Here is an 18,788-nt window from a genome sequence, read left to right on the forward strand (position 1 = left end):
CATTAAAATAAATCATATGGTTTAATAGCTTAATCTTATTTCTTTCTAAACCAAAAAGCTTCGTAATAATTATTGCGAAGCTTTTTGTTATGTCTAAAGAATTGTTTTCCCTAGATTTTATTATTTTTTCAATACTTTAATATTCTTAAATTCTCCTTTCTTTCCTGTAATCTCGAAGAAATATATCCCTTGTGAAAGATGACTAATATCTATTAAAGAATTTACTTTTGCATTTAGAACTATTTTTCCTAGATTGTCTCTTACCGTAATTGCTGAAATTGTTTCAGGATTCGAAATATTAATTTTACCAGTTGTGGGGTTAGGACCAATATTCAAACTCTTTAAATCTTCCTCTTTTTCAATCCCTACATGCAAGTTGTTGCACTCACCACTTACGAAGTTTGAACTGTTACCGTTCAAAGAAAAACTGTTAAAACTGCCAGATTGAGAAGCGTTTGCTTTGTTTACTAATGTAGAAATATTTGTATTATTCCCATTTGGGTTCCCTTGGTTAAAATCAAAATAAACTAACAATCCTTGTTCTGTTCCTGCTAGTTCCATGTTCTTTCCATTAATAATCTGATTCTGAGTTTTTGCGTAATTCCAAATTCTAAAATCATCCATTTCTCCGTTGTATAATTGAGAAACAGGATTTGTGGCTGGATCAAATTCTTGACCTAAAGAATGTAAATCTTCAGGTTTGAAAGCGAAATTATGTGTTCCAGTGGCATCCAGTTGACCGTCAACATATAATGAACAAGCTGAATTTTGAAAAGTGAAGGCTAAATGATGGCATCTGTTATTTCCTATTGTGGTGTTACCTATAATCCAATTTTGATTTCCATTTTGGTCTTCAATGAAAACTACTGCAGCATCAGAGATATTATCCTGAGGACCTGCAAACCTAAAATTAAATCGATTGGTATAATCACCCGGGTTTACTCCATAAAAACAATTGTAGTCGGTGTTATCCTGTGCACTGAAATTTACCCAAAATTCAATTGTAAAAGCATTTAAGTTTTGAACACTACTCGATATGGAATTGATGTTTATATAACTTTCATTTTCGAAATTAAGTGCGTTATTAATATTTTGCGCTGAAGTGCTTTGAATTGTTAAAGCAAAAGCAAGCGCTGATAGTAGAAGATTTCTCATTAGTTTCATGTTTAAATAATTAGTATTTATTTCTAATATTGGAAATAGCCAATAAATTGATTACATCAAAATTAACGTTAAATTTTCAAATTTCAACGCAGTACATAAATTAAATCTTGATGTAGTTTCAATCTGTTGTAATTTTTATGACGCCGACGCATTGTATGCCATTTATAGGGCAGAACATTCTCCTTTAATTGGTTTTGCCTATGATTGTTTTCCGATTTATGGAGCTTTTGCATTTGGAAATACAGAGGGAAAAGGTCCAATTTTACGAATGAAATCTAGTTACGATTTAAACCGGCCTTCATCAAGAGTTATTGGTCGGCCAAATAATTCAACTTATGTTGAAGGCTATATTAAGAAGATTATAAATACGTTTCTCATAATCAAACTGATTATTTGGACGAACACAAGGGTCGCTTTTTTAGCACACCAGAATATCTAAACGGAACTTATGCTTATTTTGCAAAAGTAGATGAAGATTGGAATTCGGCATACCCTTATGTTGTTCGACCAACTTTTTTACGGAGTGTCAGCTCTAAGAAAAGTAAACTATGTTAACGAACCCATGACAATATTTGATGGTTCTTTGAGTGTTCAAAACATAGATATTGAAAAGCTATCTGTAAACATTTTTCCAAATCCAGAGAGTGATTTAACCGCGATTCAGGTGAATGACTTAGTAGACTTGAGTATTATTATTGAACTTTTTGATGCCAAAGGAAAGCTTGCACAGTCGAAAGTGATAAAACCAGAATCTATGATTTTATATTTTGATATACAAGCACCTTATTCGGGTATTTACTTTGTGAATATTTCATCAGGAAATTCTTCTAAACTCCATAAAGTAATTATCGCAAGATAAATTAGTTTATTGACGAATCAAAGTTGTTTTTTTATTAAACAGAGCTCCGCAATTCATTTTGGGGAACTTTGGTATTTTATAGAATAACTGGTTTTTGAAACCGAGTGTTTTTCCATTCTTTAAATCCTCTTTTTGACTTCTTTTGTTCTGCATTCTAAAAGAAATTTACCCCATGTGAAAGAATACTGATATCAATTGATAAATGACAATTCATTTCTTATTTTTGAGCCTCTAGTTTATTCAAATCAATGAATTCGAAAAAGAAAGTTCTCGTTATTGCATATTATTGGCCTCCGAGTGGTGGGGCAGGAGTGCAACGTTGGTTGAAACTCACAAAATACCTAGCGAAGTTAGGTCATGAAGTACATGTTTTATCTGTTGCCCCAGAAAAAGCAAGCTATTTTCATGTGGATGAAAGTTTAAAAAACGATATTCATCCGAATGTGAATGTTCATTTAACAAGTTCTTTCGAACCCATAAATATTTATAGTAGATTGGTAGGGAAAAAGAACGTCCCTACTGCAGGTTATTCGAATGTTGATGAACAACACTGGAAACAAAAATTGGTAAGTGGGATTAGAAGTAATATTTTTATTCCTGATCCTCGCGTTGGTTGGAAAAATTATGCTTATAAAAATGCCTTGGAGATTATAAAGACTGAAAATATTCAGAATGTAATTACCACTTCTCCACCACATTCTACTCAGTTAATTGGGCTTAAACTCAAAAGGAAATTAAAAGATAAAATTAAATGGATTGTTGATTTTAGGGATCCTTGGACGGATATTTACTATTATCCTTTATTACAACATTCAAAATTTTCTCACAACATCAATTTAAAATTAGAACGTCAAGTTATTGAAGAATCAGACCGAATTATTACAGTAGGGGAAGGTTTTAAAGCCTCTTTCTTGTCAAAAACTAAAAAAGTTACTCCAGCTAAGTTTGAAATTGTCTCGAATGCTTTTGATCCCGATGATTTTAAAATGAAAGATGAGGTTCATCCAGATAAAGATGTTTTCTTAGCTTCCTATATTGGTACAGTTTCAGATAAATACGCTCCGGATATCTTTTTCGAAGCATTAGGTCAATTGGCAAAAGATTTTCCAAATGCGCCGATAAGATTTAAAGCAACAGGGGTTGTTTCTGAAAGGTTACAAGAGTTAATCACAGATTACCTTGGAGATAAAGCTTCTTTTCACGATCCTGTTCCGCATGAGCTAGCTGTTCACGCCATGCTTAAATCTCGTTTGCTTTTGTTGATTACTCCAGGGATTGAAGGAACTATTCCAGGGAAAACATTTGAATACTTGGCCTCTGGAAGAAGAATCATAAGCATAGGTAAAGGTGACAGTGCAAAGGCAATCATCCAATGTGAAGCTGGTGCAGCATTCGAACGTTCAGAAAAGGAAGTTCTTTACGAATACTTGAAAGAAGCGTTAATGGAATATCAGAACAATGTTCACTTTGAAACCAATTATGAAGAACTTAAAAAAATGTCTTGGGACTATAAAGCAGCTCAAGTAGCTCAATTGCTTGAGTAAACTTGTGTTGCCGCGAGATTTTATCTCGTAGTTCAAACTCTATCACTTAAAACAACTTCTGAAATCCACCACTCAACAAAGAAATATTCAATCTTGCTGTTTGATACTCAATTTGAGATTGCAACAACCTTCCTTCGGCTTGAATGGCGCTGTATTGAATTTCCCTTAGTTCTAAAGGTGTAATACTTCCGGCTTTAAGCGCTGTTTCTGAAATTTCAATAATCGATTGTGTTTGTGAAATATTACGTTCTTCGAATGATAATTTCTCTTCAGCAAATTGTATCATTTGATAGTAGTTCCTTAAATCGGCTAATGCATTAATCGAATCATTTTGATAAGCAAGTTCTGAACGTTCAACATTCAATCTGCTATTTCTCAATTCCGTAACGCTAGAAAGTTGGTTCAAAATGCTCCAAGATGCAGTGATTCCCACACTAGGTCCGTAACTTCTGTTTGAGGCCAAGAAACCTACTTCATTTACTGAATTTCCAAAATTGTATGCTGCATAAAAACTTAGTTGAGGATAAAATTTACTTTTCGCTTCTTTAGTTGATAATTCTGAAATAGCAATGTTCGCTTTAGCTTGCATAATTGAAGTGTTTTGCGCCATGAATTGGGTTGCTATTGCATCCCATTCTTGCGTTTCTTCTCTTGTACCTAAATTTCCTTCAACAATTATTTCTTGTGTAACATCTAGTTGAAGAATCTTAATTAAATCTGCTTTTACTTGAGCTTGAGATTGTTTATTGGCAATGTATGCCGCGCTATCAGCGGTTAAATCTAATTCTGCTTGCATCAATTGAATTCTATTTGCTGCTCCGCTATTGAAACGGTTCTCAGTATAATTCTTACGCATTTTAGACAATTCAATGGCGCTTGTATACACTTCCTCCATTTCTTGTAAAGACAATAACGTATAGTAATTAACTACCGCCTCATAAATTTTCATTTCCATTTGAGCGCGCAGATTCAATTCGCTAAAACGTTCCAATTCATCCAACTTTTTGTCAGTTGCAAACATTTTAAAACCATCAAAGAATGTCCAGTTTAACATTATTCCAGCGTTAAAAGCTCTGTTGTTGGCATTCGTTGCTTCGTTTACATCTCCACTGATGAATTCTTGTCTGGCTGTATTTACTGTTAAATCTTGCGTCGCGTCAGCATCTATAGTGGGAAGGTATCCTGCTGCTCCAATATTGTTTTCATTCTTGGCGATTTCAACATCTACTTTCGCAATTTGAATTCCAAAATTTTGCGATAAAACACGATTCACGACTTGTTCTAGACCTAGCTTTTCTTGTGCTATCGAAAAGGAACTCAAAAAAAATAAACCAGCTATAATTAATATTTTCATGATTCTAATGCTTTATTTTCAGTAGCTTCAGCTTCTGATGATTTTTTTGGTTTCGAAGAAATGTAAATATACAATCCCGGAATAATGTATAAGGTCAGAACCAATGAGAATGTTAATCCTCCGATTATGGCTAATCCCATCGGAACTCTACTTGTTGCGGCATCACCCAAAGCTAAAGCAATTGGAAGTGCTCCCAGAATTGTTGCTAAAGAAGTCATCAAAATTGGTCTAAATCGTTCTGCTGATGCATCGATGATAGCAGATTTTAATGATAGACCTGCATCTTTCCTTTGGTTCGCAAATTCTACAATCAAAATTCCATTTTTGGTCACTAAACCAACCAAAACTATTATCCCAATTTGACTAAAGATGTTCAATGTTTGTCCGAACAGCCAAAGGGTAAGAATTGCTCCAGCGAGTGCCAATGGAACCGTTAACATTATCGTAAACGGATCTCTAAAGCTTTCGAATTGAGCCGATAATACTAAGTAAACTAGTATCAGAGCTAATCCAAATGCGAAAATTAAACTTCCTCCACTTTCAGTAAATTCTTTAGATGTTCCAGAAAGTGAGGTGGTGAATGAAGCATCCAACAATTCATCCGCAATTTTATCCATTTCTGCAATTCCATCTCCAATGGTTTTGCCTGGGACAGGTGCCGCAGAAATTGTAGCAGAAACATATCTGTTGTAACGGAAAAGTTGTGGCGGACTTGATTCATCTTTAATATTTACTAAGTTACTCAGCGGAATTAATTCTCCGTTTTTACTTCTCACATTAATTTCTTGTAAATCACTCGGTTCATTTCTGAACTCTTTCATTGCCTGACCAATAACTTGATATTGTTTTCCTTCTTTTATGAAATATCCGTAGCGCTGACCAGAGAAATACAATTGCATTGTTTGTGCGATATCTAAAACTGAAACACCTAGAGTGCTCGCTTTATCACGATCAATTGTAACTTGTAGTTCAGGTTTGTTGAATTTTAAATTTACATCTACAACTTGGAATATTGGACTTTGTCGCGCTCTGTCCATAAAGTCAGGAATTATTTCCTCTAACTTCTCCAAAGTAGGAGCTTGTAAAACATATTCAACTGGAAGGCCCGAACTTCTTCCTCCACCAATAGTTTGTTCTTGAACCACAAAAGTTCTAGCAAAATTAAATTCTGACAACTTTGCTGTAATTTCATTTGCTAATTCAGCTTGGCTTTTATCTCTTTCGCCTTTAGGAACAAGATTCATTCTTACAAAACCTGTATTGGTAGAAATTGATGATCCAAACCCTGGTGCTGTAACTGAAAGCAAGTTTTTTCTTTCTTTCATCGTATCCACATACGCGATTATTTCTTGCTGAAATTCATCCATGGTTTCAAAGGAAGTTCCTTCAGGTGCAGAACTCATAATTCTTAGCCTTCCTTTGTCTTCCATAGGCGCAAGTTCAGATTGCAATTGACTACCAAAGAAGAAAATAGAACCAACAATAATTGCCATATAAATAAAGGCTTGCCATGGTTTTTTCATAAAAGCCATCAAAGAACGTTTGTATCCTCTAGTTAATCCATTAAAGAACCTCTCAGATTTTAAGAAAATCTTACTCTTATTTTCTGTTTTTTTCAACATCCTTGAAGACATCATTGGTGTTAATGTTAAAGACACAAATGATGAAATGATGACTGAACCGGCTACAACAACACCAAACTCCCTAAATAACCTTCCTGTTAATCCTTCCAAGAAAATAACAGGCATAAATACCGCTGTTAAGGTAATTGTAGTAGCTAAAATTGCGAATATTATTTCATTTGAACCTTCAATAGCGGCTTGTTTAGGCTTCATTCCCCGTTCAATCTTTGTGTAAATATTCTCCATGACTACAATGGCGTCATCTACCACGAGTCCAGTGGTTAAAACAATTGCCAATAGTGTTAAAATATTAATTGAGAATCCACTCAAGTACATAATGAAGAATGTACCCACTAATGAAATTGGAATAGCGATAATTGGAACCAAAGTAGTTCTCCAGTTTCTTAAGAACAGGAAAACAACCAATACAACCAATAGGAAAGAGATGATTACCGTTTCTTTTACTTCGTCAATGGATTTTCGAATGTTTTCAGTGGTGTCTAAAGCAACACCCAGTTGAATGTCCTCAGGTAAATCAGCACTAATCTCATTGATTTTTTCATAGATTTTATCTACAATTTCAATGTAATTTGCTCCTGGTTGAGGTTGGATAGCAATTCCGATCATTGGAACACCACCATTTCCTCTTAAAATAGTTCTTTCGTTTTCGGGTCTTAACTCGGCAGTACCGATATCCTTCATTCGAATAATTTCACCATTTTCCTCTCTTATAATAAGGTCGTTAAAGTCCGTCTCAGTTGTTAGTCGACCAAATGTACGGATTGTCAATTCCACATTATCTCCTTCAATTCTTCCTGAGGGGAGCTCAATGTTTTCACGCAATAAGGCTGCTCTAACTTCTGTTGCTGTAATGTTTTTCGCCGTCATTTTGTTGGGCTCCAACATAAGCTTCATAGAGAATTTCTTTTCTCCCCAAAGGTAAATTCTACTGATTCCAGAAATAGTTTGTAAACGCTCCTTGAATAAATTTATTCCGATATCTGTTAATTCTAATAAACTTCTATTGTCTGACTGAACTGTCATTGAGAATATAGTTTCCGCATCAGCATCAGATTTCGCAACAATAGGAGGATCTGCATCATCGGGTAAATTTCGAATAGCTCCAGACACCTTATCACGAATGTCATTCGCTGCGTTGTCCAAATCTAAATCGAGGTTAAATTCCACCGTAATTGTACTACGACCATCACTACTCACAGAAGTCATGGTTCTAATTCCTTGCACCTGATTAACTGCTTCCTCAATTGGTTCTGTGATCTGAGATTCAATGATATCAGCGTTTGCACCAGGATAATTGGTGGTAACAGTTATAATTGGAGGATCTACGGATGGGAATTCTCGTACTCCCAAGGAATAAAATCCTATTGCTCCGAAAATGACAATTACAATGGATAAAACCATTGCCAGAACAGGTCTGTTTATGCTTAATGATGAAATACTCATTTAATTTCGTTTTTCGCTTTTATGTCTGCACCAACTCTCATTCCCAATAACCCCGTAAGAACTATAGAATCATTTGGCTCTACCTCTCCAAAAATCTGAACATTTTTATTCGATCGGTTTCCAATATTTACTTTTCGCTGTGCAGCTTTTCCATTTTCAAAAACCCACACAATTTGACCATCAATTACAGAAACGATAGCTGATGTTGGAACGGTGATACTGTTTGGAGATTCTCCTAAATTAAAATCAACATTAACAAATCCTCCAGCTACAATGTTTTCACTGCTTTCCACTTTAGCTCGAACATTCAACATTTGGGTGTTTTGATTAATTATGGGACTAATGGCATAAACAGTTGCTTGAACTGGTGTAGAGCTTATCGAATCGGAAGGAGGACGCAAGGAGACTTTTTGCCCATTTTTTACTTTATGAGCATAGCGTTGTGCGATCGAGAAATCAACTTTAAGTTGATTGTTCTGAGCTAAGACAGTGATTAAATCACTTGAGGTTATAAAAGCACCTTCACTAATTTCTCTTAATCCAACTGTTCCCTCAAATGGAGCCGTTATTCTTCCTTTTGCAATTTGAACGTCCAATGATTGAATTTGTGCTTTTAAAGAGTTTACAGAAGATTCCGCCTGTTCAAATGCCTCTTCTGTTCCTGCCTCGCTTTCAAAAAGTGATTTTTTTCGAGATTGATCCTTTTTAGCTAATGCTAAATCAACATTTAATTTACTTCTTTCAGCTTGAAGAATGTCTGTATCAACTGTCACTAATAATTGACCTTTTTTGATCAAGTTTCCTTCTTCAAAATGAATTTTTTTAACTCTACCGCTCACTTCACTGTATATCATGACTTGTTCGAAAGGCATTGTTTTTCCTGGAATTGTAATGATTTCCTCAAAAGGCTGAACTTTTGCAACATAATAATCTACATTGGTATAGTCGATTTCTCCAGTTGCGTTTTTTAAACCAGGTTCTTCTCCGCAAGAAATGAGAATCAGCAATGGGATTGAAAAAAGGAGCGTTTTTATTTTCATTTTCTATTTATTTAATCTTTTGTAATCTAAAACAATTCTGTCACCTTCAATTGGACCAACTTTATTCACGAGATTTGTAATTCCTGATAAAACAAGTGCTTTGTTTTCTGAGTCAATGGCATCAATAAATTGTTGATCAGTTTCAATCAATGCATGCTCTATCACAGGAACATATTTTTTTCCAATAGCCGTGACGTGAAGTAAAAATGATCGTTTATCATTGGGGTGTTTTATTCTTTCAATGAAATTCTTGTCGGAAAGATATTTCAAAATCCTCACAACTAGCACTTTATCAGTTTGCAATAGTTCGGAAAGTCTTTTTGATGTTATATCTCCGTCATTGTCAGCAATTAACCAAAAAGCATAGAAATATCTATCAATAGGTAAATCGTTCAATTTAGCACCCAAAATACTCAGGTATTGCTTCGTTAAAATCGCAAATAATTTGCCCAAAGGAGTTATTTGTTGTTTTGTTTCTGACATTAAATTTTGTTATTCTTTAGAAAGTTTACAAAGTTAACTAATTAACGAGTTTTTTGAGATATTGTTTAGATAAGTTCTAAATAAAGTGTTAAAAGGTGGAGTAATGATTTTGTTGGTTGAAAACCACTTAAATTTTTCTTCTAACTTTGAAAAAAAAATCACAATGAAGCAGATATTCACTTTCATTTTAATTATTCTATGTCTTTCAGTTTCCATTGAAGGGAGAGCCTGGGGATTGTTGGGGCACCGCGTAATTGGTGAAATAGCAAGTTTACACTTACATGAATCCACAAAGAATAAGATTCAAAATATTCTAGGTCACCAAACTTTGGCGGAAGTGAGTACTTGGATGGATGATATTAAATCAGATTCAAAATATGATTCTTTAAAACCTTGGCATTATACAACGATTCCTGATGGAATGAAGTACAACGAAACCAATGTAAATCCAAAAGGAGATGTGATTTACGGAATTAACTTCATCGTAGAAGAGTTAAAAAAAGGAGAATTAAATCCTCAATTGGAAAAAGAATATTTGATGATGCTCGTACATTTAATTGGAGACATTCATCAACCTTTGCATGTGGGAAATGGTGAAGATAGGGGTGGGAACCAAGCAAAAGTAACTTGGTTTGGCGAAAGTTCAAATTTACATAGGGTTTGGGACAGTGAAATGATAGATGGGAAATTGTACAGTTATACTGAATTGACGAAAATAATCAATCATCCAATGCACGAAGAATTAGTGTCATGGCAGTCGGATAGTGTTGAAGATTGGGCACACCAATGCATGGAATTTCGCAATGGAATATATGAGTACGGAGACGATTACGGATGGGAATATAAATATCAGTACACTCATTGGGATACAATGAAACTCCAACTTTTAAAAGGTGGAGTGAGGTTGGCTGGAATCCTCAACGAAATCTATGGATGATTTTAATTGGCAATTCGTTGGGCAATGATTTTAGTTTCGGAAAGCCTTGATTTTGCTAAGCATAATGCGGCTAGGTAACGAAATTTCTATCTCAGAAATATTGATTTTTGAAATTGGTTTTCCTCCTAAATTTTTTATATCCCTGAATCCCTGAATTTTTATCTTACCGTCAATTCAACCTCCCCAATTCGTATTCGATTTTCATGAATGCCTTCTGAGACTTTATCAATAAATCAACGAATTTAACTTGTGTACTGATGTAGCTCCATTCTCTAGAGTTTACAAGAAATAATGAGCTTTCGCCAGCGTTAAATTTTTGTTGTTCGGCTTGCAATAATCGATTTGTGCTCGTTACAATATCTGAATAACCTAAAAGTTGTTGCTGTGTTGTTTCCCAAGTATTCATTGCTGCTGTCACATTTAAATTTATCGATCTTTCCATTTGATCTAAATTATATTGCTGCTCCATAATGTCAATATTGGTTTTTTGAAGTTGACCTCTTTCCTTTCTCAAGAATATTGGCATCTTAAAGGTTAAGCCCCAATTGTAATTGTTTATCGAATATCCTTGAATGAGATCACCATTTAGCGGTTCGTTTAATGCATTATACTTTAAATCTAATTTCGGCTTTAAACGTTCTAAATCTAATTTTCGTTGAATATTAAGTTGTTCGAGATACAATTGATTCTTGGCCATTTTAGGATGATTTTTTAGTAAAGAATCGAGTCGAATTCTCATTGCTCCAACATCCATTGATGATTCGAAATCATTCGTCCTTGGTGGTGAAATGTTTGCCGATAATTCCAAAGGTATTCCATCCTGATTCCAGAGATAAATTTCCAATTGTGCATTGGCATTGCGATAATCTAAAATAGCATCTTGTAAATTTATGGTTCTATTTTGATACTGGATATAGGCCTCCAAAGTATCAATGGCAGGACTTTCACCTACAATCGCCGATCTCGTTAATGCCCTGTAGCGGGTTAAAGCTAAAATTTGACCTTCTTGATAAATTGACAATTTCCTTGATGCGCTAACCCAATCCCAATATGCAGAGATGGCATCTTTAAATAAATTGTTAATCAATATTTGTTGTTCTGCTTGTGTGATTTCCTGATATACTTGTGCTTTCCTTAAATCGGCTCTTCTTTGATCCATAAATAAATCTTGTCCAATTGGAATTGAAATTCCGGCATAAACTAGGCCGTTTGCAGGAGTTCCTCGTTGCGGATTTACGTAATTTCCATCAGATTGTTCATACCCAGCATCTATTTCAATACCAAACCATGTTGGAATTTTCATGCCTGCATTCAATAAATCATAATACTGCTTGTCATCAAAATACTTTTGATAAATATCACCATATAGATAAGGGTCGAAAGCTCCTTTTGAAGATTTTAGATTTTCAGTTCCGTATTCAATTCTTAAGTTCGCTTGTTTTCCCAAAGGGTGAAAATCTCTTACGATTTTTAGAAAGTCGCTCAAACCCAGGACCTGAGTGGTGTCCTGAGACAAAGATGCGCTTGATCCTAAAATAATTAATACAATAATTGAAATAAATTTTTTCATTATTCTGATTTTTCTTTAGACAGGGTTTTCCCATTGGAATAGTAATCTGGAGGGAAACCATTAAATTGACGCCACATCTCATACCAAACTGGAACATCAGAAAGCAAGAGCATGCTACTCACACCACCACCAACACTTAATACACTTGGCCATTCATTCTCAGATTCTTCTGGTTGAACCAAGATTCTAAAAGTTCCATTGGGTTGTGCAAATCTATCAACGGCATAAACAGTTCCTCCATAAGTACCATAACTTTTATCTGGCCATCCAGAAAACACTATTGCAGGCCATCCATCAAATTGAATTCTAACATGTTGTCCTTTTTTAATTAAAGGAATATCAATTGGCTGCACATACATTTCGACAGCCAAAGCAGCATTGGCAGGCATTATACTCACAATTTGATCACTTTCTTTTATTAATTCTCCAATTCCCGTAGAAATAGATTGAGTAATATACCCATCCTGTGGGGCAGTTACGTAATAAAATCCTTGTCGAATTTCATAATTAGACAGTTTGTTTTCTAAACCTTTCATTTCTTTAAGGGCGGACATTTGATTTGATTCAGTGCTAAATTTTTCAGAATTAATTTTAGCAATACTCATGTTGTAATCATTTCTTATCGAGTTCAATTCTATCTTCGCATTGATTACATCATTTCGTGAAGCCAATAAATCATTCTCAGCTCCAATTTTTTCTGCTACTGTCTTCTGGAATGTTAATTTTCTATTTTCAAAATCAGTCTTTGACTTTAATCCATCATCCAAAAGTGTTTGAAATCGATCCAATTGACCTTTAGCAATTTCTTCATTCATTTTAGAGGCTTCAAACTTAATACTATCACTTTGAACTTTGAGCTCTGTTTGCTTTAGTTTGTTTTTAGCTTGTTGTAATTTTAATTTTACAATTTCACGTAAACTACCTACTTGCTCCTCTAGTGTTTTCACCTTGTCGGAGTAGGCCTCTATTGATTTTTCGGAAGCATCAACTTGATCTGATGTGCGTTCAATGAGTTGAGGGTCAAAATATTCTGGTTTAACTTCAGTGATTTTCATAATCGTATCTCCTTTTTTCACAAAGTCGCCTTCCTGAACAAACCATTCGTCAATTCGACCTGGTATAACAGAATGTAACATTTGTGGTCGAGATGAAGGAGATAGAGCTGTTACATTTCCTCTTGCTCGGATATTTTGTGTCCATGGAACAAATAAGAAAATTAAAAAAATAAGTAAAGCAATAGTTAGAATTTTAAGAAGAACTCTATTCCCAGTGCGGTTTTGTACAGTTATTAACGCACTAAAATTTTTGCTGTTTATCCTTTTATGAATTGAAACTTTAGATAAATTTATCATATCAATTATCGTTTAGTAGATGTTTAACTTGGTCGTATTTCCCTTGTTGTTTGATCGTACCTTTGTCCATCACAACAACTTTGTCGCAGATAGTCATAACTTCAGGATCTTTTGTAATAAAGATGATCGTCCAATTATTCTTCTTGTCGAAAAGAAAATCCATAATTGTTTTTTTGTCTTCAGGTGTTACACGCTCAAATGAATTTTCAAGAAGTAGAAGCCTTGGTTTGTCCACTATACTTCTGGCGATTAATAATTTTTGAACAACATTTTTAGGTAAAGATTGACCATTGGGTAAAATCATGGTGTTAAAACCCATTGGAAGTTCTCCAATAAAATCTGTTAATCCAACTTTTTCGATGGCCCATCTCACATTTTGTGTACTGGCATCAGATCTTCCTACTTTTATATTTTCAATAATAGTTCCATAAAACAGGTCCTCTTGTATTAGATTTGTACCTATTACATTTCGTAAAGTTTCTAAATTGAGACTTCCTAGAGAAAGGTCATTATAGGAAATGTTCCCTTGTTTTACGTCATAAAATCCTGCTATTATTTGCATCAAGGTGCTTTTTCCTGAACTTATTTTACCAACGATTGCGACACTTTCATTGCTTTTTACTTTCAGTTTTACATTTGATAATGTCTTAATTGCAGTGCTGGGGTACATGAATGAAAGATCATTGATGCTCAAATTTAAACCTCCTTCAGCTAAGTTTAGTCCAAGGTCTAAACCTTCGTTGTTCTCCAGAGGTAAGTCTGTTACTTGAGCAACCTTTTCTATTCCCGTTAGTACATCATAAATCGTATCAATGTCACGAATCAACTTTTCAATAGAGTTAATAATCATTACGATAATTATTTCTGCAGCAACGAACTGACCAATATTCATTTCTTGTTCCATAACTAATACACCACCAATAATTAATAGTCCAGCTACAATTAAGACCTTGAATATTACTAATAAAGAGTAATGAGAAACCAATACTTTAAAATGTTTTTCGCGGGCCTCGAGGTAGTCATCTGCATGAATGTTGGATCTCTCTAACGCATAATCGGTTTTTCCAGCCATCCTAAAGCTAATACTTGTTCGTCCAACTTCTTCAAGCCAATGTACAAGCTTATATTTATGCGTTGATTCTTCAAAACTTGTAAGTAATCCTCTTTTCCCCATTAATTTGAACATTAAATAGAGAATTACAATTAACAAAAAACTAAATATTATAAAAAATGGATGGTATAAAGAGAGTAATATTAACCCTAGAAACACTGTAACTCCTGATGTTGAAATAGAAGTTAAGAGTTTTGACATTCCCTTTTGAATTGTTACCACATCAAAAAAACGATTTACTAACTCAGGTGTATAGGTTTTAAAAAGTGCTTCTAGTTTTATCCTAGGAACTCTATAAGCAAAGTCAAAAGCTGCTCTAGTAAAAATTCTTTGTTGAATATTTTCTGTAATTCTTAACTGTAGAATTTGAAGTATTCCTTTTACGGCAAATCCTAAAACAACGATAATAACCATTACAATCCAAGCTGAATTTATTCGGCCAATTTGTATAAGATTAATTATGGCTTGAATACCTAATGGTAATGTTAAACTGGTGAGTCCAGCAAAGAATGAATAGTAATAAACATTTCTTATCTCTTTGGCATCTATTTTTATTAATTGCCAAAACCTCTGTGATAGGGATAATTTTTCTTCCATTAGTTATGATTTAATTGTTTTAAGCACCAAGTCTGTAAAAAACTGTGGAACGTTGTCTTCGCCGTGCTCGTTGCTGGTAGTTAAGGCCGGTAGGTGTCGAATAAAAAATCTTTGCAAATGTGTTCCTTCTATTATAGTCGAAACTAGCATATGTGGATATTGATAATTAGGATTAATTTCTAAAATTATTTCACTTACCCTTTGAACTACAGATTTGTAGTATGCGAATACTCCATTTTTATTTTCATCATCTACCAGTTTATTGATATACGCTTTGGCTGACTCATCATATACCACTTTTTGAAGTTTACGTTCATTAATTTCCTTGAAACTTCTATCTTCTAAGACCGCCTCGGTTATTACAGCCAATGCTTTTTTTAATTTTAACTCTTTGTCTTCGACATTTGTAATGGCAAAAATTAATTTTGATTCCGTCCAGCCCCAAAACCAAATCGTCATGTACAATAATACTTTATTCTTATTTTCAAAGTAGCGATATACAGAAGCTTCTGTTGAATTTATCTCCTTGGCTAATTTTTTGAAAGTAAAAGCCTCAAAACCTATTTCATGCATTAATTCTATGCTTCCCGAGATTATGCGTTTACCTAATTCACTACTGAAAGGGTCTTTCAGAAAGAGGTAGTCATTAACCTTAATTTGAATATTCGAAAGAAATTGCTGCATAAAAGTTTTTTGCACAAATGTAATAGCATTACTATTACCTATGTATATTTTACTATCAAATTTATGTTAAGAATTGGACATTAATGGATATTTTATTGTTCAAAACTGATTTTCACAGTTTTGATTTACAATGCTTTAATATTTTTAGTCCATATATTATTTTTTTACTTTTTATTCATATCGGATCTCAACTTAGGTGACAGTAATTGATAAGAATAATTAAAATATACATTGGAGCTAACACCAAATACACATAATATAAAAAACAATTAAACGACATGTTAGTTCACAGTCTGATTGAAAATTAAAAAAGAACACGTTAAAAAATTAAACATTAATAATTATTCTTGACCTCGAAGTCGTGCAATAAATAACCAGCCTAAAGTTGGGTGAGGCTCTATGCTCAAATCAAGAATCTTTAAATTTTTCAAATTTTTTCTCCATACCTTATAGGTAGATTGTTGAATTGGTTGGGTTAATTTTAGAAATTCATTTTCTTCAAAGACTTGAAATGAATTTCTCTCATTGGAAGAAAACATAAAAGAATTAGGTTGATAATCATTTTCGTAGGAATGGTAACTCAATGCAGAATCCAATAGAATTATTTCATAGCCTATGCTGTCGATTTTTTGAATTGAATCAGAATTCCAATTTTGAATTTGATTTAAAAAAAGCTTCACCAAATCTTCCTTAGAATTGGTTTTATCTTCATCTTTACTGACTTCAGGTTTGTTTCCAGCAACGTCACAGGATGTAAATACTAATAGAAATGCACTAAGAATATATAATATCACTTTCTTCAACCAAACCATCACCTTTCATTTTTAAAAATAACTGAATCAACGCTACAACGTCTTTTTCGCAATATACTTTTATTCTTTCAAGGTCCTTGTCTTCATAGTAAACTCTTGCAACATCAGCTCCAGAAATATCGTCTTTTGGCGTGGGGATTTTGAATATATGACACAATAATGGGAGGGAAGTGAAGTGTTTGTAGTCTCCGAATTTCCATAATTCCAAGGTGTCTAAATGATTAACTTCCCAGGGTTTTTTACCTGCAATATCTAGAGGGATTGGGAGTTTTATACCGAGAATAAGCATTCTTCTGGCGATATATGGAAAATCAAATTCTTTTCCATTATGACCGCACAATAAATTTTGCGGACCACTATAGTATTCATTCAGCAATTCAGCGAAATCCCTTAAAAGAGTTTCTTCATCATGATGATAAAAAGACTTCATCCTTATCTTTTTATTGTGTACTACTCCAGATTTTGGTTTCTGAATATATCCTACTGAAATACAGACTATTTTTCCAAATTCTGCTAGAATACCTGCATTTTCACCATAAACTTCTCCTTCAAATTCACTCCCACGTTGTTTAAATCGAGTTTTTTGTTGAAACAGGTTAGCCGTGGTTTCATCCAACTCATGGTAATCATATACTTGAGGAACAGTTTCTATATCAAGAAACAATATTTTTTCTAAGTTGATTTTATCTAACATACTTTTGCTTTTTAATTAAAGATACAAAAAAAAATGAAAGCGTTTTTAAATAATATTATAGCTCGTAAAAACACGAGTCAATTCTTTTAGTAGGCAAATTTCCATTTTTTCGAGTTAGGATTTTTGTCTTGTGTTTTACAAAAATATTTAATGGACTGAACATAACATTCTTTAACAAGTGTACTTATTTGATTTGAAGTCAGTTGTTTGTAGGTGTTAGGTTCCATTGAAATTGTTGTTGTTAAGATTTTTTAAGAATCAAAGCGGTGTGAATTTTATTTAATACCTCTACCTTAGACTCAACTAATAACTAAATAAAATATATTATTATGAAAAAAGTATTGTTTGTAGGAATGGTATTCGGAGCATTGGCATTAACTTCTTGTAAAAAAGATTATAAATGTACAACAGAGGTTGCAGGAGTTGAAAATGTTGAAACTTATAAAGATTTGGATAAAGACGAAGCAGATGAAAAAAAGCAGGAATGTGAAACTGGTATAGTTTCAGGAACTTGGTCTGTTGACTAATGTGATATTCACATAACGTATATTAAAAGGAGTTCTTAAGAGCTCCTTTTTTTTATGGTGTTCATCCCATAAGTTTCTGTAGAATTGATAAAACTTCATGATTTAGATGAGGTTGTGAGTTTAAAATAACTTTTTTTATTTTTTTAAATAAATTAACATCTTAATACGTTTTTATTATTACTTTCGGCCATCATTAATTATTAAAAAACATTATTATTATGAAAAAAGTATTATTTGTTGGTATGGTATTCGGAGCATTGGCATTAACATCTTGTAAAAAAGATTATACATGTGAATATGATTCTGTGTTTTATGACGATGTGACGTATCCAGATCTTGACAAAGATGAAGCATCTGCTGCTGAAACAATTTGTAAAGCACAAGGAGGAACTTGGTCAGAAAAATAATTCTTTCCAGTTCAAAAAATTAAGGAGCTCATTTGAGTTCCTTTTTTTATGCGTTTTATTTTGGTAGAAATGATATATTTTCCGAACTTAAGTTCAACCATAAATCAAAATAGCATGACCACAAAAGAATTAGGAGATTTTGGAGAGCTTAAAGCGCTTCAGTTTCTACGTAAAAATGGATTTCAAATTGCCGATACAAATTACCGCTACAATAGAAATGAAATCGATATCATTTATAGATTGCCAGGAAAAATAGTTTTTGTTGAAGTAAAAACAAGACAAACTGCCGAAATTGGACCACCTTGGAAGTCTGTAACACGCCACAAGCAAAAGCAAATCATCAAGTGCGCACATCATTATATTGTTTCTAAGGATTTAGATATTGAGGCGCAATTTGATATTATTTCAATTGTCCATAATTCTCATGGCACATTTCTAGAGCATATTGAAGAAGCTTTTTACCCTAGATTATAGAGGTTGATTTCCCTTGATTAGTTCAACTAAGAAAACTTTCCGTTGACCATATCTATTGACTTTCCTCAATTATCAATTGTCAATTGTCAATTG

The 18,788-nt window shown here is 33.6% G+C and carries 18 protein-coding genes and 1 pseudogene; 8 read left to right on the plus strand and 11 right to left on the minus strand.

From position 1 onward, the window contains the following. Positions 1 to 120: 120 nt before the first annotated feature. The gene (locus tag C6368_RS13050) at positions 121 to 1,155 is read right to left on the minus strand and encodes a LamG-like jellyroll fold domain-containing protein (RefSeq protein ID WP_159038593.1); all 1,035 of its coding nucleotides are present in this window, start codon (positions 1,153 to 1,155) and stop codon (positions 121 to 123) included. Between the two features lie 160 nt (positions 1,156 to 1,315). Between C6368_RS13050 and C6368_RS17645 the strand changes: the two genes are divergently transcribed. From C6368_RS17645 to C6368_RS13070, 4 genes and pseudogenes are all read left to right on the plus strand, one after another. Beyond that, on the plus strand, positions 1,316 to 1,603 hold the full coding sequence (locus tag C6368_RS17645; RefSeq protein ID WP_159038594.1) for a YHYH protein: 288 nt from the start codon (positions 1,316 to 1,318) through the stop codon (positions 1,601 to 1,603). Next, positions 1,531 to 1,719 (plus strand): annotated as a pseudogene (locus C6368_RS17550) (YHYH protein); the annotation flags it as partial. The gene C6368_RS17645 and the pseudogene C6368_RS17550, both read left to right, overlap by 73 nt. Before the next feature lie 7 nt (positions 1,720 to 1,726). Continuing rightward, complete coding sequence (locus C6368_RS13065) at positions 1,727 to 2,023, plus strand: T9SS type A sorting domain-containing protein (RefSeq protein ID WP_159038595.1); 297 nt, start codon at positions 1,727 to 1,729, stop codon at positions 2,021 to 2,023. Between the two features lie 248 nt (positions 2,024 to 2,271). Beyond that, on the plus strand, positions 2,272 to 3,567 hold the full coding sequence (locus tag C6368_RS13070; protein ID WP_107039664.1) for a glycosyltransferase family protein: 1,296 nt from the start codon (positions 2,272 to 2,274) through the stop codon (positions 3,565 to 3,567). A 46-nt stretch (positions 3,568 to 3,613) separates the two neighbouring features. Here C6368_RS13070 and C6368_RS13075 read toward each other — a convergent pair whose 3' ends face one another. Genes C6368_RS13075 through C6368_RS13090 form a run of 4 tightly spaced genes read right to left on the minus strand, consistent with a single transcriptional unit; the run spans position 3,614 to position 9,530 of the window. Then, the gene (locus C6368_RS13075; RefSeq protein ID WP_107039665.1) at positions 3,614 to 4,921 is read right to left on the minus strand and encodes a TolC family protein; all 1,308 of its coding nucleotides are present in this window, start codon (positions 4,919 to 4,921) and stop codon (positions 3,614 to 3,616) included. After that, the gene (locus C6368_RS13080; RefSeq protein WP_107039666.1) at positions 4,918 to 8,007 is read right to left on the minus strand and encodes an efflux RND transporter permease subunit; all 3,090 of its coding nucleotides are present in this window, start codon (positions 8,005 to 8,007) and stop codon (positions 4,918 to 4,920) included. Before C6368_RS13080 ends, C6368_RS13075 begins: the two co-directional genes overlap by 4 nt. Beyond that, entirely contained in the window at positions 8,004 to 9,047 is a 1,044-nt protein-coding gene (locus tag C6368_RS13085; RefSeq protein ID WP_107039667.1) for an efflux RND transporter periplasmic adaptor subunit, read from the minus strand. The genes C6368_RS13080 and C6368_RS13085 overlap by 4 nt, the downstream gene beginning before the upstream one ends. 3 nt (positions 9,048 to 9,050) lie before the next feature. Beyond that, a complete protein-coding gene (locus C6368_RS13090; RefSeq protein WP_107039668.1) occupies positions 9,051 to 9,530 on the minus strand; it encodes a MarR family winged helix-turn-helix transcriptional regulator in 480 nt (159 codons plus the stop codon). 163 nt (positions 9,531 to 9,693) lie between these two features. Between C6368_RS13090 and C6368_RS13095 the strand changes: the two genes are divergently transcribed. Continuing rightward, positions 9,694 to 10,467 (plus strand): S1/P1 nuclease, encoded by a 774-nt coding sequence (locus tag C6368_RS13095; protein ID WP_107039695.1) that lies wholly within the window; start codon positions 9,694 to 9,696, stop codon positions 10,465 to 10,467. A 169-nt stretch (positions 10,468 to 10,636) separates the two neighbouring features. Here the strand turns inward: C6368_RS13095 and C6368_RS13100 are convergent, their stop codons facing one another. From C6368_RS13100 to C6368_RS13125, 6 genes are all read right to left on the minus strand, one after another. Further along, positions 10,637 to 12,037, minus strand: a complete 1,401-nt coding sequence (locus tag C6368_RS13100) for a TolC family protein (RefSeq protein WP_107039669.1) — start codon at positions 12,035 to 12,037, stop codon at positions 10,637 to 10,639. After that, the gene (locus C6368_RS13105; protein WP_107039670.1) at positions 12,037 to 13,389 is read right to left on the minus strand and encodes an HlyD family secretion protein; all 1,353 of its coding nucleotides are present in this window, start codon (positions 13,387 to 13,389) and stop codon (positions 12,037 to 12,039) included. The genes C6368_RS13100 and C6368_RS13105 overlap by 1 nt, the downstream gene beginning before the upstream one ends. A 1-nt stretch (position 13,390) precedes the next feature. Then, on the minus strand, positions 13,391 to 15,097 hold the full coding sequence (locus C6368_RS13110; RefSeq protein WP_107039671.1) for a peptidase domain-containing ABC transporter: 1,707 nt from the start codon (positions 15,095 to 15,097) through the stop codon (positions 13,391 to 13,393). A 3-nt stretch (positions 15,098 to 15,100) separates the two neighbouring features. After that, entirely contained in the window at positions 15,101 to 15,781 is a 681-nt protein-coding gene (locus C6368_RS13115; RefSeq protein ID WP_107039672.1) for a TetR/AcrR family transcriptional regulator, read from the minus strand. 341 nt (positions 15,782 to 16,122) lie between these two features. After that, a complete protein-coding gene (locus tag C6368_RS13120) occupies positions 16,123 to 16,593 on the minus strand; it encodes a hypothetical protein (RefSeq protein WP_107039673.1) in 471 nt (156 codons plus the stop codon). Beyond that, on the minus strand, positions 16,556 to 17,287 hold the full coding sequence (locus C6368_RS13125; RefSeq protein ID WP_107039674.1) for a 3'-5' exonuclease: 732 nt from the start codon (positions 17,285 to 17,287) through the stop codon (positions 16,556 to 16,558). The genes C6368_RS13120 and C6368_RS13125 overlap by 38 nt, the downstream gene beginning before the upstream one ends. Positions 17,288 to 17,616: 329 nt before the next feature. On the opposite strand from C6368_RS13125, the gene C6368_RS13130 reads away from it, so the two are divergent. The 3 genes from C6368_RS13130 to C6368_RS13140 all read left to right on the plus strand — a co-directional run bounded on the left by C6368_RS13130 (position 17,617) and on the right by C6368_RS13140 (position 18,695). Next, complete coding sequence (locus tag C6368_RS13130) at positions 17,617 to 17,814, plus strand: hypothetical protein (protein WP_107039675.1); 198 nt, start codon at positions 17,617 to 17,619, stop codon at positions 17,812 to 17,814. A gap of 218 nt (positions 17,815 to 18,032) precedes the next feature. Beyond that, a complete protein-coding gene (locus C6368_RS13135; protein WP_107039676.1) occupies positions 18,033 to 18,221 on the plus strand; it encodes a hypothetical protein in 189 nt (62 codons plus the stop codon). Positions 18,222 to 18,335: 114 nt separating this feature from the next. After that, complete coding sequence (locus tag C6368_RS13140; protein WP_159038596.1) at positions 18,336 to 18,695, plus strand: YraN family protein; 360 nt, start codon at positions 18,336 to 18,338, stop codon at positions 18,693 to 18,695. Positions 18,696 to 18,788: the final 93 nt, after the last annotated feature.

Origin of the sequence: Brumimicrobium mesophilum, from assembly GCF_003025005.1 — a bacterium.
Taxonomy (GTDB): domain Bacteria; phylum Bacteroidota; class Bacteroidia; order Flavobacteriales_D; family Crocinitomicaceae; genus Brumimicrobium; species Brumimicrobium mesophilum.

Bases quoted from the DNA above. Each gene is read 5' to 3' on its own strand.
- C6368_RS13065 (WP_159038595.1), top strand. From the start codon at position 1,727: ATGACAATATTTGATGGTTCTTTGAGTGTTCAAAACATAGATATTGAA.
- C6368_RS13130 (WP_107039675.1), top strand. From the start codon at position 17,617: ATGAAAAAAGTATTGTTTGTAGGAATGGTATTCGGAGCATTGGCATTA.
- C6368_RS13110 (WP_107039671.1), bottom strand. From the start codon at position 15,097: ATGGAAGAAAAATTATCCCTATCACAGAGGTTTTGGCAATTAATAAAA.
- C6368_RS13140 (WP_159038596.1), top strand. From the start codon at position 18,336: ATGACCACAAAAGAATTAGGAGATTTTGGAGAGCTTAAAGCGCTTCAG.
- C6368_RS13120 (WP_107039673.1), bottom strand. From the start codon at position 16,593: ATGGTTTGGTTGAAGAAAGTGATATTATATATTCTTAGTGCATTTCTA.
- C6368_RS13070 (WP_107039664.1), top strand. From the start codon at position 2,272: ATGAATTCGAAAAAGAAAGTTCTCGTTATTGCATATTATTGGCCTCCG.
- C6368_RS13085 (WP_107039667.1), bottom strand. From the start codon at position 9,047: ATGAAAATAAAAACGCTCCTTTTTTCAATCCCATTGCTGATTCTCATT.
- C6368_RS13135 (WP_107039676.1), top strand. From the start codon at position 18,033: ATGAAAAAAGTATTATTTGTTGGTATGGTATTCGGAGCATTGGCATTA.
- C6368_RS13125 (WP_107039674.1), bottom strand. From the start codon at position 17,287: ATGTTAGATAAAATCAACTTAGAAAAAATATTGTTTCTTGATATAGAA.
- C6368_RS13075 (WP_107039665.1), bottom strand. From the start codon at position 4,921: ATGAAAATATTAATTATAGCTGGTTTATTTTTTTTGAGTTCCTTTTCG.
- C6368_RS13095 (WP_107039695.1), top strand. From the start codon at position 9,694: ATGAAGCAGATATTCACTTTCATTTTAATTATTCTATGTCTTTCAGTT.
- C6368_RS13100 (WP_107039669.1), bottom strand. From the start codon at position 12,037: ATGAAAAAATTTATTTCAATTATTGTATTAATTATTTTAGGATCAAGC.
- C6368_RS13050 (WP_159038593.1), bottom strand. From the start codon at position 1,155: ATGAGAAATCTTCTACTATCAGCGCTTGCTTTTGCTTTAACAATTCAA.
- C6368_RS13115 (WP_107039672.1), bottom strand. From the start codon at position 15,781: ATGCAGCAATTTCTTTCGAATATTCAAATTAAGGTTAATGACTACCTC.
- C6368_RS13090 (WP_107039668.1), bottom strand. From the start codon at position 9,530: ATGTCAGAAACAAAACAACAAATAACTCCTTTGGGCAAATTATTTGCG.
- C6368_RS13080 (WP_107039666.1), bottom strand. From the start codon at position 8,007: ATGAGTATTTCATCATTAAGCATAAACAGACCTGTTCTGGCAATGGTT.
- C6368_RS13105 (WP_107039670.1), bottom strand. From the start codon at position 13,389: ATGATAAATTTATCTAAAGTTTCAATTCATAAAAGGATAAACAGCAAA.